Annotated in this window: 13 protein-coding genes; all 13 read left to right on the forward strand. The window is 69.1% G+C overall.

What is annotated here, in order from left to right; genetic code table 11:
• The first annotated feature begins 101 nt into the window (after positions 1–101).
• The 13 genes from prmC (at position 102) to atpD (ending at position 13,745) form a co-directional block, all read left to right on the forward strand.
• A complete protein-coding gene (gene prmC, locus I6J71_RS05665; protein ID WP_204093748.1) occupies positions 102–968 on the forward strand; it encodes a peptide chain release factor N(5)-glutamine methyltransferase in 867 nt (288 codons plus the stop codon).
• A gap of 61 nt (positions 969–1,029) precedes the next feature.
• Entirely contained in the window at positions 1,030–1,437 is a 408-nt protein-coding gene (locus tag I6J71_RS05670; RefSeq protein ID WP_204093749.1) for a VOC family protein, read from the forward strand.
• 440 nt (positions 1,438–1,877) lie between these two features.
• Positions 1,878–3,869 (forward strand): M6 family metalloprotease domain-containing protein, encoded by a 1,992-nt coding sequence (locus I6J71_RS05675; protein WP_204093750.1) that lies wholly within the window; start codon positions 1,878–1,880, stop codon positions 3,867–3,869.
• Positions 3,870–3,933: 64 nt separating this feature from the next.
• Positions 3,934–4,584: an L-threonylcarbamoyladenylate synthase gene (locus I6J71_RS05680; RefSeq protein ID WP_204093751.1), complete on the forward strand. Its 651-nt coding sequence runs from the start codon at positions 3,934–3,936 to the stop codon at positions 4,582–4,584.
• A 107-nt stretch (positions 4,585–4,691) separates the two neighbouring features.
• The gene (locus I6J71_RS05685; protein ID WP_204093752.1) at positions 4,692–5,849 is read left to right on the forward strand and encodes a glycosyltransferase family 4 protein; all 1,158 of its coding nucleotides are present in this window, start codon (positions 4,692–4,694) and stop codon (positions 5,847–5,849) included.
• Positions 5,850–6,170: 321 nt separating this feature from the next.
• Positions 6,171–6,620 carry a hypothetical protein gene (locus I6J71_RS05690; protein ID WP_204093753.1) on the forward strand — a complete coding sequence of 150 codons (450 nt, stop codon included), beginning with the start codon at positions 6,171–6,173 and terminating at the stop codon, positions 6,618–6,620.
• Positions 6,621–7,135: 515 nt separating this feature from the next.
• Positions 7,136–7,933: a F0F1 ATP synthase subunit A gene (atpB, locus tag I6J71_RS05695; protein WP_204093754.1), complete on the forward strand. Its 798-nt coding sequence runs from the start codon at positions 7,136–7,138 to the stop codon at positions 7,931–7,933.
• Positions 7,934–7,989: 56 nt separating this feature from the next.
• Positions 7,990–8,247: an ATP F0F1 synthase subunit C gene (locus tag I6J71_RS05700; protein WP_204093755.1), complete on the forward strand. Its 258-nt coding sequence runs from the start codon at positions 7,990–7,992 to the stop codon at positions 8,245–8,247.
• A 31-nt stretch (positions 8,248–8,278) separates the two neighbouring features.
• Positions 8,279–8,836, forward strand: a complete 558-nt coding sequence (locus I6J71_RS05705; RefSeq protein WP_204093756.1) for a F0F1 ATP synthase subunit B — start codon at positions 8,279–8,281, stop codon at positions 8,834–8,836.
• A 6-nt stretch (positions 8,837–8,842) separates the two neighbouring features.
• Complete coding sequence (locus I6J71_RS05710; RefSeq protein WP_204093757.1) at positions 8,843–9,667, forward strand: F0F1 ATP synthase subunit delta; 825 nt, start codon at positions 8,843–8,845, stop codon at positions 9,665–9,667.
• A 63-nt stretch (positions 9,668–9,730) separates the two neighbouring features.
• Complete coding sequence (gene atpA / locus I6J71_RS05715; RefSeq protein WP_204093758.1) at positions 9,731–11,368, forward strand: F0F1 ATP synthase subunit alpha; 1,638 nt, start codon at positions 9,731–9,733, stop codon at positions 11,366–11,368.
• An 11-nt stretch (positions 11,369–11,379) separates the two neighbouring features.
• Positions 11,380–12,318: a F0F1 ATP synthase subunit gamma gene (locus tag I6J71_RS05720; protein WP_204093759.1), complete on the forward strand. Its 939-nt coding sequence runs from the start codon at positions 11,380–11,382 to the stop codon at positions 12,316–12,318.
• Positions 12,318–13,745, forward strand: a complete 1,428-nt coding sequence (gene atpD / locus I6J71_RS05725) for a F0F1 ATP synthase subunit beta (RefSeq protein WP_204093760.1) — start codon at positions 12,318–12,320, stop codon at positions 13,743–13,745. The genes I6J71_RS05720 and atpD overlap by 1 nt, the downstream gene beginning before the upstream one ends.
• Positions 13,746–13,812: the final 67 nt, after the last annotated feature.

Here is a 13,812-nt window from a genome sequence, read left to right on the forward strand (position 1 = left end):
CGTGGTCCCTCGTCGGCCCCGTCCCGCTGCGGCCAGGCGGCTCCGGATCCGGGCGCCGAGTCGATACCCTGGGGCCAGGATTTCGACGTGAGGGAAAACTTGTGAATCGGCAGCCGCTGCGCCTGGCCATCATGGAGGCGACCCGGATTCTCACCGAGGCGGGCGTGGAGTCGCCGCGGGCGGACGCGGATCTGATCGCCGCGCACGTGCTCGGGGTGGAGCGGGGCCGGTTGCCGATGGTGCCGCTGGTGGATCCGCCGGTGATCGAGGCGATCGGACAGCTGGTGCAACAGCGGGCCAAGCGCATTCCGCTGCAGTACCTCACGGGGTGGGCGGCGCTGGGCAACATCACCGTCAACGTGGGCCCCGGGGTGTTCGTGCCGCGGCCGGAGACCGAGCTGCTGCTGGAGTGGGGCCTCAAGAGCCTGCACGGGCGCGAGTACCCCGTGGTGGTCGACCTGTGCACGGGTTCGGCCGCGCTGGCCCTGGCCGTGGCGCACGAGCGGCGCGACGCGGTCGTGTACGCCGTCGACGTGGACCCGCAGGCGCTCGCCTGGGCACGGCACAACGCCGACGTCCACGCCGACGCCGGCGACACCCCCATCCGCCTCTACTCGGGCGACATCGCGGACCCGACGATCTTCGCCGAGCTCGACGGCCTCGTCGACCTGGTGCTGTGCAACCCCCCGTACGTCCCGGAGGGCACCCCCGTGCCTCCGGAGGTCGCCGAGCACGACCCGGCGCGCGCCGTCTTCGCCGAGGAGAGCGGCCTGGCGGTGATCCGCCACGCCATCGCGGCCGGCGCCCGCCTCCTGCGCCCGGGCGGCGCCCTCGCCATCGAGCACGACGACACTCACGGCTCGGCCGTCCCGGCCCTCGTGCGGGCCCGCCGGGTCCTCACCGCCGTCGAAGACCACCCCGACTACACCGGCCGGCCCCGGTTCGTCACCGCCCGCCGGCTCGGCTGACCGCGGGCCGGCGGGGAAAACCGCTGTCCGGGCCGGTCTCACGCGCGTAGGGTGCGCGCGCATGGCCTGCCGGAGCACCGAACTCGTCATCGATTGCGCCGACCCCCAACGCCTGGGCGAGTTCTGGTGCGAAGTCCTCGGCTACGTCGAACTGGGCTGGGACGGCGACGACCTGGAGATCGGCCCGCCCGGCGCCGGCTTCGGCGGGCCGCTGCCCACGCTGGTGCTCAGCCGCAGCAGCGACCCGAAGCGCGGCAAACCGCCGCTGCACCTCGACGTGAGCCCCACCGACCGCGACCAGGACGCGGAACTCGAGCGGCTCTTCGCCGCGGGCGCGCGCACGGCCGACGTCGGCCAGACGGGCACCGAATCGTGGCACGTCCTCGCCGACCCGGAGGGCAACGAGTTCTGCCTGCTGCGTCGCCGCGTCGAGCCGGTGGAGACCGACGGGCCGGCCGCCGTCGGCTGATCTCGCACGCAGTTCGCCGGCCGACCGCAACGGTGCCGGACCGGGTAGCTCGATCCTGCTCCGCCGCCGGGTCGAGCGAGCGGCCGACACCGCGGGCAGTGGATCTCTCGCGCAGCATGACCCCGCTCGCCGGTGGCAACGCCGCCTGGCCGCGTAGCTGACGCAGAAGGGATGTGGCCGGCCGCGCGACCGGCTCGCCCGCCGCTACGGCGCCCGGCGCGTGGTTCCACCCTTTGACGGCCGCCCACTGGAAGCGTGCCCGGCTCGTCCCGCCGTGGCCGCCGAACCGCCACTTCACCCGTTACCGCCTCGCTGTCCGACTTTCGTCGTGAGGCAATGGGGTCCGATTTCGTTCGCAACCCTAACGATTCGCGGTCGACTGAATACCGTCGATCACCGGGCCGTCCGCTCCGGGATGGCCCGAGCGTGAAGGAGTGTGGATGAGACCCTCCTGGAAACCCGCGCGGCGCACCGCGAAAGCCGCCGCTCTCGTCGCCGCCGTCGTCCTCTTGCCCGCGCTGACGGCGGGTACGGCGAACGCCGACACGTTCACCCGCGGCTGGCCCGCGCCGATCGATTCCGCGCACTGGGCCGACCAGGCCGCGATGACGTGGAACGACTACAAGAAGGTCCCGGGCACGAACTGGGCCGACCCGTCCCTCAAGCCCACGCAGCGCACCTTCAAGGGCGCCGTGGTGCTGGCGGACTACCCCGACGAAGACTTCGTCGTCACGAAGGCGCCCCACTCGACCGTGTTCGGGAACCCCGGCCCGGCCGCGAGCGGCATCCCGCGCGAGGACGTCGCGCAGTACTACCAGGACTTCCTCAACAAACCCGAACCGCTCAACCACGGCCACACCATCAACGAGTACTGGATGGAGGACTCCGGCGGCCGCTTCGGCGTCGACCTGACCGCGTTCGGGCCGTACCGCCTGCCGGGCAAGTCCTACGAGTACGGCATGGAGTTCCAGGACAACGCCTGCCCCGCCAGTGACACCTGCGACCGCGACCTGCGCACCGACGCGCGCGCCGCGTGGAAGGCCGACGTCGGCGCGCTGGCCGACCAGTTCGACTTCGTCTTCTTCCTCTCCGCCGGTCAGGACGAGAGCTCGACCTGGCAGGAGTTCGGCGAGATGAAGTTCGGCAGCCAGGACGCGGTGCCCGACGAGTTCGGCCCGCCCGATCCGGCCCTGCCCAACTGGGCCGACACCCGCTACGTCCCGTGGACCTCGTGGGCCTCGGCCTCGAGCATCTGGCCCAACGCCCAGAACGGCTCCTCGACGCAGGCCGAAAGCTCCGGCCAGGGCACCTACGCCCACGAGTTCAGCCACATCCTCGGCATCGGCGACAACTACAACAACCCGTTCGGCAATCCGCCGCAGCGCGCGTACACCGGTCCGTGGGAAATGCTGTCGCGCGGCAGCTTCAACGGTCCCGGCGGCCCGCACACGCGCTGGCAGATCCCGGCGACGCAGGGCGGTTCGATGGGCGCGCACCACATGCTGCGCAACAAGCTCAAGCTCGGCATCGTCGACCCCGCCGACGTGTTGCAGCTCGACCGCGACCAGCTCGCGAAGACCGGGCCCGTGGCCGCTCGGGTCACCGCGCGTGAGGCTGCGCCCGAACCGGGCTCGTACGCGGGCATCACCATCGCGCTGCCGGGTGGCGACAAGTCGCCGAAGTGCGACCGCAACACCGACCCGCTGTGCGACGGTGGCGGCTACGACAACTACACCCTCGAGGTCGTCGACCGCATGGGCTCGGACTCGTTCGCGCCCGACTCCGGTGTGCTGCTGGCCAAGACGAAGAACCGCGACGCCGCCCCGTTCGAGTGGATCGTCGACGCCAACCCGCAGGACATCGGCCTGACCGACTACGTCAAGCCGGACGGCACGCCCGTCAAGATCACCATCGGCGACTACCGGCAGCTCAACGACGCGACGTTCAAGGCCGGCACCGGCTCGTCGGGCAAGTACGAGTACACCGACGAGGCCAACCGGCTGCGCTTCCTGGTCACCGACCTCGCGCGCGACCGCCGCGGCGTCTTGTCGTACACGGTCACCGTCGCCTCGCTCGACGGGTCCGGCCCGCAGACGCGCGGCGCTCGCCTGTGGCCGGCGCTGCCCGCGTTCACCGAGGGCGGTCTCGCGACGTGCGACTTCCGGCTGCTCAACACCGGCTCCGCACGGGGTGCGCAGGCGCCGTACGACACCGACACCTACCGGCTCAGCGCCGCCACGGACGCCAAGGGCTGGGAGGTCCGGCTGCCCAACGAGGTGACGACGGCGAAGTTCGGGCAAAGCACCCAAGTCGCGGCGTACGCGAAACGCGCGCCGGGCGCGCCGTACACAGCCCGCGTGAAGCTCACGGCCACCTCCGTGAGCGACCCGGGCAAGACGAGCACCGCCACCTGCACGGCCATCGGGTTCTGACCCCGTGTCCCCGGCACCTGACCACCGGATTCGGGTGCCGGGGACGAGGGCTAGGCTTCGCGGCATGAGTGCGGTGTACGACTGCAGCAAGCGCGAGTCCCGGATCGAAGGGCTGGCCGCCGCGGCCGCCGCCGTGCGGTCCAGCCGGCTGGTGGTCCTGCCCACCGACACCGTCTACGGCATCGGTGCCGACGCCTTCGACGCGGGCGCCGTGCAGGCGTTGCTGCGCGCGAAGAACCGCGGCCCGGACATGCCCGTCGGCGTGCTCGTCGGTTCGTGGTCCACTGTGGATGGTCTGGTGCTGGGGGTGCCGCCGCAGGCGCGGGCGCTCGTGGAGGCGTTCTGGCCCGGCGACCTGTCTATCGTGCTGCCGCACGCGCCGAGCCTGCAGTGGGATCTCGGCCAGTCGCGCGGCACGGTGATGCTGCGGATGCCGCTGCACCCCGTGGCGCTGGAGCTGCTGCGCGACGTCGGCCCGATGGCGGTGTCGAGCGCGAACGTCTCGGGCCGCCCGCCGGCGTCCACCGCGGCCGAGGCGCAGGACCAGCTCGGCGACTCCGTGGCGGTCTACCTCGACGGTGGTTCGAGCGGCGAACCCGTCGCTTCGTCGATCGTGGACCTCACCGGTGAAAAGCCGGTGGTGCTGCGCGAAGGCGCGGTCACCCGCGCCGCGATCGCCGAGGTCATGGGCATTCCGGTCGAATCGCTCGCCTGAGCGGTCCACAGTGGCCGCGCGGACGGGAGGCTCCGTTGAACCACGTGACACCCGGTCGCGGTAGCGTGACGCGGTGACTCGGACCCCCCGGCAGGCGTGACGCGGTCATGCCCCCTGTGCAAGGACTTCTCCCGATCCGGGAGTACCTCCTCGTCGCGCTCACCGCGACGGCGGTGACGTACCTGCTCACCGGCGTCGTCCGCCGCGTCGCGATCCGCATCGGCGCGATCGCCAACCCCCGCGCCCGCGACGTCCACGTGACGCCGATCCCGCGCATGGGTGGCGTCGGAATCTACCTCGGTGTGGCCGCGGCGATGGGCCTGGCGCACCAGCTGCCCGCGCTGAGCCACGGGTTCGACGCTTCGCTCGACTCCGTCGGCGTGCTGCTCGCGGCCGGCGTCATCTCGCTCATCGGCGCGCTGGACGACCGGTTCGAGCTCGACGCGTGGACGAAGCTCGCCGGGCAGGTGATGTGCGCGGGGATCCTCGTCATCTTCGGCGTGCAGTGGGTGTCGTTCTGGGTGCCGTGGGGCGGCACCGGCGACTCGTTCGGTTCGGTGCTGGTGCTGGACAAGAACCAGGGCGCGCTGCTGACCGTCGTGATGGTCGTGGTGATGGTCAACGCGATGAACTTCGTCGACGGCCTCGACGGCCTCGCGGGCGGCCTCGGTTTCATCGCCGCGTCGGCCACGTGCGCCTTCTCGCTGGGCCTGCTCGACAACACGGGCGGTGACTTCGGCACCTACCCGCCGGCCCTCATCGCCGCGACCCTGGCGGGCGCCTGTCTGGGCTTCCTGCCCTACAACTTCCAGCCCGCCAAGATCTTCATGGGCGACTCCGGGTCCATGATGATCGGCCTCATGCTCGCCGGCGCCACGACGTCCGCGAGCGGGCGCGTCAGCTACACGCGTTTTTCCGCCTCCGATGCGCTCGCCCTGCTGTCCCCCCTGGTCGTGGTCGTCGCGGTGCTCTTCGTGCCCGTCCTGGATCTCGTGATGGCCGTCGTCCGCCGCACCCGCCGCGGCGAAAGCCCCTTCGCCGCGGACAAGATGCACCTCCACCACCGCCTGCTCGAGATCGGCCACTCCCAGCGCCGCGCCGTCCTGCTCATCTACTTGTGGGCGGGCATCCTCGCGTTCGGCGCCGTGTCGGTGACGTTGTTCGACAGCCCGCTCGTCTTCTGGGGCATCGGGGCCGGGCTGCTGGTGGCGGTGCTGGTGTCATTGGTGCCGCGGTTGCGAGCGCGCAACCGCGCTGCGGGTTGAGTGTTCGCGAATTTTGTGAGCCGGGGAAATCGCTGTTCGTCCGGCGAGCCCTTGCCGCCGGGGCGATTACCCGACGCTCCCCTTGGCACCATTCCGGACAGTCGGACCGGCCGAACTCCCTTGTCCCGCACCGGTTCGAGCTCCGCTCGGCTCACCTGACCCGCCCGGGCGAATCGCGGAAATCGTGAGCGCCGTGGAGTCCGCCGGGCTTCCGTTCGCCCGTTCGAAGAATTGCTCGGCGAGAAGCCGCCAGCCGGGGCCTCAAGCGCCGGATCACCAGTGGTCTCTACACTCGGTGCCGAACCGAGTAGGGAGTCACTGGTGAGCGAAACCGAAACCTCGACCGAAGCCCAGGAGAACCCGCACGCCAAGGTGGTGCTGCAGGCCGCCCGGGCGATGACGCGGGCTTCGCTGCTGGTCACGCCGCCGGCGGTGGTGCTCTGCATCGTGCTGTTCAGTATCCTCTACGGGCTGCACGGGTTCCTCGGTTCGCTGGTCGGGGGTGTGCTCGCGCTGCTCGCATCGCTGTCGACGCTGGGCTTGATGCGGTTCAGCGCGGGCCAGGACCCGATGTTCGTCATGGTCATCGCGCTCGGTGGGTACGTCGTGAAGATCGTCGTGCTGTTCGCGGCGCTGTCGCTGCTCAAGGGCGTCACGGCGTTGCACGCGCTTTCGCTCGGCATCACGATGGTCGTGGCCATCCTGCTGGCCGCAGCGGCGGAGTTCGCTGCCTTCCGCAAGACGAAGATCCCCACGATCATCCCGTCCTGACCGCCCGCGGGCGCTGTCACTCAGCGTAGGACGACCTGGAGCAGCCGAGTGTGATCTGAAACACACTCGGCTTCTTCCGTGTCGCTGGCAGCGTCGGCCGGGTGGCTCACCTGCGATCTTGCGGATCGGTCGTGAGCGGTTCCGGACTTGGGTCCCAACCGGTCCCGGGACCTAAGTCCTGCGCTGATCGGCTGGCATGGAGTACGCGTGTACGGCACTGATTGACCTGCTGGTATGGTCCGCGTCAAGGGTGGCGGACTCGGCCGCACACTCCCGCAGACGAACCTCGATCAGCAGTGTGGCGACCTGATGGTTCCGCCCCTCAACCGCTGGTCCGAAGTGGATTGCCGGGCAGTGTTCACGCGAGACGACCTTCGCGCACAGCATGAAAAGTGTTCACGCGCGGTGGAGCCAGCCGCCTCTAACGTGCTCGTACCTATCGGGTACGTTAAGTCCAGATCGTGACGATTCCCCCGGCGGAGTGAACGCCGGCCGGGAGAACCGGGAGGAGCGCAGTGATCGCGCTGGTACTGACCGAGGGTGCGACTTTCACGCCCCCTGGTGCTGATGCCTTCGAGCTGCCGCCGTTTTTGGGGTCTGGCGAGTGGGGCTTGAACAAGCCGAAGCTGCTGGCGATCATCGCTTTGGTTGTCGTCGCCGGCTACTTCTTGCTGGCGTCGCGCAAGTTGAAGATCGTGCCGACCAAGAGCCAGTTCATCGCGGAGTCCGTCTACGACTTCAGCCGCAACAACATCACGCGGACGCAGATCGGTTCGAAAGAGTTCAAGCCGTTCATCCCGCTGGTTCTCGCGTTGTTCACGTTCATCTTGCTGAACAACCTCTTCGGGATCATTCCGTTCTTCCAGTTCCCGACCATGGCGCGGATCGGCTTCCCGCTGGCCATGTCGCTTCTCGTGGTTTACCCGGTGTACCACTACGTGGGCATCAAGAAGTACGGCTTGGGCGGGTACCTGAAGAACCAGCTGGCGCCGGCGGGGATCCCGAAGTTCGTGCTCCCGCTCTACGGGCTGATCGAGTTCGCGCAGAAGTTCTTCATCACGCCGCTCACGCTGGCCATCCGTGTTTTTGCCGCCATGTTCGCGGGACACCTGATCATCATCGTGTTCACGCTGGGCGGGAGCTTCCTGCTCACGGAGACCTCGAGCTGGGCTCTCAAGCCGGTTTCGTTGCTGGCCTGGGTCCTGGCGATCCTGATGACCTTCCTCGAGGCCTTCATCCAGGTGCTGCAGGCTTACATCTTCGCCCTGCTGTCGGCCGGGTACATCGGCGCCGCGCTCGCCGCGGACCACTGAGAAACACAAGCCCCCGATCCGCGTGAGTGCGCGGACCGAAGTGAAGGGAAACGTACGTGAGCAACATCGTTCTGGCCCAGGCTGCCGAGCAGGCTGTCAACCTCAACCCCGGCCTCGCCGCGATCGGTTACGGCCTGGGCGCGATCGGTCCGGGTATCGGCATCGGCTTGATCTTCGCCGCGGTCATCAACGGCACCGCTCGCCAGCCGGAGGCGCAGGGCAAGCTGCAGGGCATCGGCTTCTCGACCTTCGTGCTCACCGAGGTGCTCGCGCTGATCGGTATCGTCATCTACTTCATCGCCTCTGCGGCCTGAGTCAACTGCTGCTCTCGCTTAAGGAGACGTCGTGCTGAAGACCGAAGCGGTGTTGGCGGCCGAAGGCGCCCCCAACCCGATTCTCCCGGACATCCCGGAGCTGATCCTCGGCATCGTCGCCTTCCTGATCCTGTTGTTCCTGCTCAAGAAGTACGTCGTGCCCCGCTTCGAGGCTGCGTACGAGGAGCGGGCGCAGAAGATCGAAGGCGGCATCGAGAAGGCCGAGAAGGCCCAGGCCGAGGCCGAAGAGGCGCTCGCGGAGTACCGCGCGCAGCTGGCCGACGCCCGGTCCGAGGCCGCGAAGATCCGCGACGACGCCCGGCTCGAAGCCGAGCAGATCAAGGCGGAGCTGCGGGCCGAGGCCGAGGCCGAGTCCCAGCGGATCGTCGCCCAGGGGCAGGCCCAGCTGCAGGCCCAGAAGGCGCAGATCGTCGCCGAGCTGCGGGCCGACATGGGGCGCAACGCCGTCGAGCTGGCGAGCCGGATCGTCGGTGAGTCGCTCGAGGACGAGGCGCGCCGCCGCGGCACCGTCGACCGGTTCCTGGCCGAGCTGGAGACCGCGTCGGCCACCAACGGAGCGGGGAAGTAACCAGAGATGACGCTGCATGCTGCGAGCCGTGAAGCGCTCGACCTCGCCGAGACCCGTCTCGGCGAGGTTCTGGCCGACGCGGGTTCGGATCCCGCGACGGTCGGGGACGAGCTGCTCTCGGTCGTCGACCTCCTTGACCGCGAAATCGGCCTGCGCCGGGCGGTCAGCGACGCTTCGGCCAGCCCGGAGAGCCGCCAGGGCCTCGTCCGCCGCCTGTTCGACGGAAAGCTGAGCGAACCGGCCCTGAAGGTGCTCGACGCCGTGGCGGGCAGCCGCTGGTCAAGCCCTCGTGAGCTGGTGGACGGGATCGAGTCCCTCGGCCGTTCGGCGTTGCTCACCTCCGCCGAGAAGACCGGGAACGTCGAGACCGTCGAGTCCCAGCTGTTCCAGGTCTCGCGCATCGTCGCGGGCTCGCCGGAGCTCGAGGCCGCGCTGTCCGACCTGGCCGGTCCCGCCGACGCCAAGCGGACGCTGGTCCGCGGGCTGTTCGCGGACAAGGTCGACGTGGTCGTCGAGACCCTGGTCGAGCAGGTCGTCCGCCGCGCCAAGGGGCGTGGGGTCGGCGTCGGGCTCGACAAGCTGGTCGCGCTGGCCGCCCAACGGCGGCAGCGCTCGGTCGCGTACGTGACCAGCGCCAACGCCCTCACCGACGAGCAGCAGGCCCAGCTCGGGTCGAAGCTCAACGGCATCTACGGGCGGCCCCTCGCGTTGCACGTCGAAGTTGACCCCCGGCTGGGCGGCGGGCTCGTCGTCCGCGTCGGCGACGAGGTCATCGACGGCAGCACGGCGGGCCAGCTGGCCGCGGTGCGCCGCAGGCTGAGCCGCGCCTGACGGGTGCGCCCGGCACCACAGACTTTGCACACTGGACAGAACAGAAGCGAGAGCGGGAACGAAATGGCGGAGCTGACGATCTCCTCGGACGAGATCCGCAGTGCGATCGAGAACTACGTCTCGAGTTACGCCCCGGACGTGAACCGGGAAGAGGTCGGCGTGGTCGCCGACGCCGGTGACGGTATCGCCCACGTCGAGGGCCTCCCCTCGGCCATGGCCAACGAGCTGCTCGAGTTCCCGGGCGGCATCCTCGGTGTGGCGCTGAACCTGGACGCCCGCGAGATCGGTACGGCCATCCTCGGCGACTTCGAGACGATCGAAGAGGGTCAGCCGGTCAAGCGGACCGGCCAGGTGCTGTCCGTGCCGGTCGGCGACGGCTACCTCGGCCGGGTCGTGAACCCGCTGGGCCAGGCCATCGACGGTCTCGGCGAGATCGAGACCACGGACCGGCGCGCCCTGGAGCTCAAGGCCGCCTCGGTGGTCGAGCGCCAGCCGGTGTCCGAGCCGCTGCAGACCGGCATCACCGCCATCGACGCGATGACGCCGATCGGGCGCGGCCAGCGCCAGCTGATCATCGGTGACCGCAAGACGGGCAAGACCGCCGTCGCCGTGGACACCATCATCAACCAGAAGGCCAACTGGGAGACCGGCGACCCGAAGCAGCAGGTCCGCTGCATCTACGTCGCGATCGGCCAGAAGGGCTCCACGATCGCCTCGGTCAAGCAGGCCCTCGAGGACGCCGGCGCGATGGAGTACACGACCATCGTCGCGGCGCCCGCGTCGGACTCGGCCGGCTTCAAGTGGATCGCTCCGTACACCGGCTCGGCCATCGGCCAGCACTGGATGTACGAGGGCAAGCACGTCTTGATCGTGTTCGACGACCTGACCAAGCAGGCCGACGCCTACCGCGCGATCTCGCTGCTGCTGCGCCGCCCGCCGGGCCGCGAGGCGTTCCCCGGCGACGTCTTCTACTTGCACTCCCGTCTCCTCGAGCGGTGCGCCAAGCTGTCGGACGAGCTGGGTGCCGGCTCGCTGACCGGCCTGCCGATCATCGAGACGAAGGCCAACGACGTGTCGGCCTACATCCCGACGAACGTCATCTCGATCACCGATGGCCAGTGCTTCTTCCAGTCGGACCTGTTCAACGCCGGCCAGCGCCCGGCCATCGACGTGGGTATCTCGGTGTCCCGCGTGGGTGGTGCCGCGCAGGTGAAGGCGATGAAGTCGGTCTCGGGCTCGCTGCGCATCGACCTGTCGCAGTACCGCGAGCTCGAGGCGTTCGCCGCCTTCGCCTCGGACCTCGACGACGCGTCGAAGGCGCAGCTCGAGCGCGGTGCGCGCCTGTACGAGGTGCTCAAGCAGCCGCAGTACTCGCCGATCCCGGTCGAGGAGCAGGTCGTCACGGTGTACCTGGGCACGAACGGGCACTACGACTCGGTCCCGACCGAGGACGTGCGCCGCTTCAACCAGGAGTTCCTCGACTCGGCTCGCCGCAAGCACGGCGAGGTCCTGGGCAAGATCCGCGACACCGGCAAGTTCGAGGACGAGACGGCCGACGCGCTCGTGGCCGCGGTGAACGAGTTCAAGAAGGAGTTCACGACGTCCGAGGGCAAGCCCCTGGAGTCGAACGCCGACGCGATGGACGCCGACAAGGTCGGGCAGGAGACCGTCAAGGTCAACAAGCCCGCCCCGAAGAAGTGAGCTGGTAGCTCATGGCCGCACAACTCCGGGAACTTCGGTCGCGCATCAAGGCGACCAAGTCGATCGGCAAGATCACGAAGGCGATGGAGCTCATCGCCACCGCGCGCATCACCAAGGCGCGGGCGAAGGTCGCCGCTTCCCGGCCGTACGCGGACGAGATCACCAAGGTGCTCTCGGCGCTGGCCGGTGCGGCGGCGAACCTCGACCACCCGCTGCTGGTCGAGCGCCCGAACCCGAAGCGCGCGGCTGTCCTCGTCGTCACCAGCGACAAGGGCCAGGCCGGTGGCTACAACGCCAACGTGCTGCGCGCGGCCGAGGAACTGCTCGCCCTGCTCCGCGAGGAGGGCAAGGAGCCCGAGGTCTACGTCACGGGCAACAAGGGGCTCGGCTACTACCGGTTCCGGGGCCGCGAGGTCGTCGACAGCTGGACGGGCTTCTCCGACCAGCCGAAGTACACCGACGCCGTCGAGGTGGGCGAGGCGCTGGTCAAGTCGTTCCTCGCCGGCACGCCGGAAGGTGAGCCGGGTGTCGCCGACGGGGTCGACGAGATCCACGTCGTCTACACCGAGTTCGTCTCGATGCTGACGCAGCGGCCGATCGCCAAGCGGGTCGCGCCGCTCGAGGTCGAGTACACCGAGGGCGAGGAAGAGCAGAAGCCCGCCGGCGAGCTGCTCCCGAGCTACGAGTTCGAGCCGAGCGCCGACAAGCTGCTGGGCGCGCTGCTGCCGAAGTACATCAACACGCGCCTGTACTCGGCGCTGCTGGAGTCGGCGGCGTCCGAACTGGCAGCCCGCCGCACCGCGATGAAGGCCGCGTCGGACAATGCGAACGATCTGGTGAACACGCTGACGCGGGAGGCGAACCAGGCCCGCCAGGCGCAGATCACCCAGGAGATCTCCGAAATCGTCGGTGGCGCGAACGCGCTCACCGCAGCAGGAAGTGATGACTGATGACCAGTACTGAAGCCCCGCGCGCCAAGGGGCGCATCGTCTCGGTGACCGGGCCGGTCGTCGACGTCGAGTTCCCGCGCGGTTCCGTTCCCGACCAGTACAACGCGCTCAAGGTCGACATCGAGTTCGAGCAGCTGCGCAAGACCGTGACCCTCGAGGTCGCGAGCCACCTGGGCGACAACCTCGTCCGCACGATTTCGCTGCAGCCGCAGGACGGCCTCGTCCGCGGCGCGGAGGTCACCGACACCGGCGGCCCCATCACCGTGCCGGTGGGCGACAAGGTCAAGGGCCACGTCTACAACGCCCTCGGCGAGTGCCTCGACGAGCCCGGCTACGGCGAGGACCTCGAGCGCTGGGGCATCCACCGCAACCCGCCGGCCTTCGACCAGCTCGAGGGCAAGACGGAGATGCTGGAGACCGGCCTCAAGGTCGTCGACCTGCTGACCCCGTACGTGCAGGGTGGCAAGATCGGCCTGTTCGGCGGTGCGGGCGTGGGCAAGACGGTGCTGATCAAGGAGATGATCACCCGCGTCGCCCGCAACTTCGGTGGTACCTCGGTGTTCGCCGGCGTCGGCGAGCGCACCCGTGAGGGCAACGACCTCTTCCTGGAGATGTCCGAGGACGGCGTCATCAACGACACCGCCCTCGTCTTCGGTCAGATGGACGAGCCGCCGGGCACCCGCATGCGCGTCGCGCTGTCCGCGCTGACGATGGCGGAGTACTTCCGCGATGTCCAGAACCAGGACGTGCTGCTGTTCATCGACAACATCTTCCGGTTCACCCAGGCCGGTTCCGAGGTGTCGACCCTGCTGGGCCGCATGCCTTCGGCCGTGGGTTACCAGCCGACGCTGGCCGACGAGATGGGCCAGCTGCAGGAGCGCATCACCTCGACCCGTGGCCGGTCGATCACCTCGATGCAGGCGATCTACGTGCCCGCGGACGACTACACCGACCCGGCCCCGGCGACGACGTTCGCCCACCTGGACGCCACCACCGAGCTCTCGCGGTCGGTGTTCCAGAAGGGCATCTTCCCGGCGGTGGACCCGCTGGCGTCGACGTCGACGATCCTCGACCCGGCCATCGTCGGTGAGGACCACTACCGCGTGGCGTCCGAGGTCATCCGGATCCTGCAGAAGTACAAGGAGCTGCAGGACATCATCGCGATCCTCGGCATGGACGAGCTTTCGGAAGAGGACAAGCTCACCGTTCAGCGCGCCCGCCGCATCGAGCGGTTCCTGTCGCAGAACATGCTGGTCGCCGAGGCGTTCACGCAGATCCCGGGCTCGACCGTGCCGCTGTCGGAGACCATCGAGTCGTTCGACCGCATCAGCAAGGGCGACTTCGACCACTACCCGGAGCAGGCGTTCCTGGGCATCGGTGGCCTCGAAGACCTCGAGAAGAAGTACAAGGAAATCACCAAGAAGTGACTTCCGGGGGACGGCGGGGACAGAAGTCCATTGTGGACTGACGGCCCCGCCGTTCTCGTAACCGGAC

Source organism: Amycolatopsis sp. FDAARGOS 1241 (genome assembly GCF_016889705.1).
Classification (GTDB): domain Bacteria; phylum Actinomycetota; class Actinomycetes; order Mycobacteriales; family Pseudonocardiaceae; genus Amycolatopsis.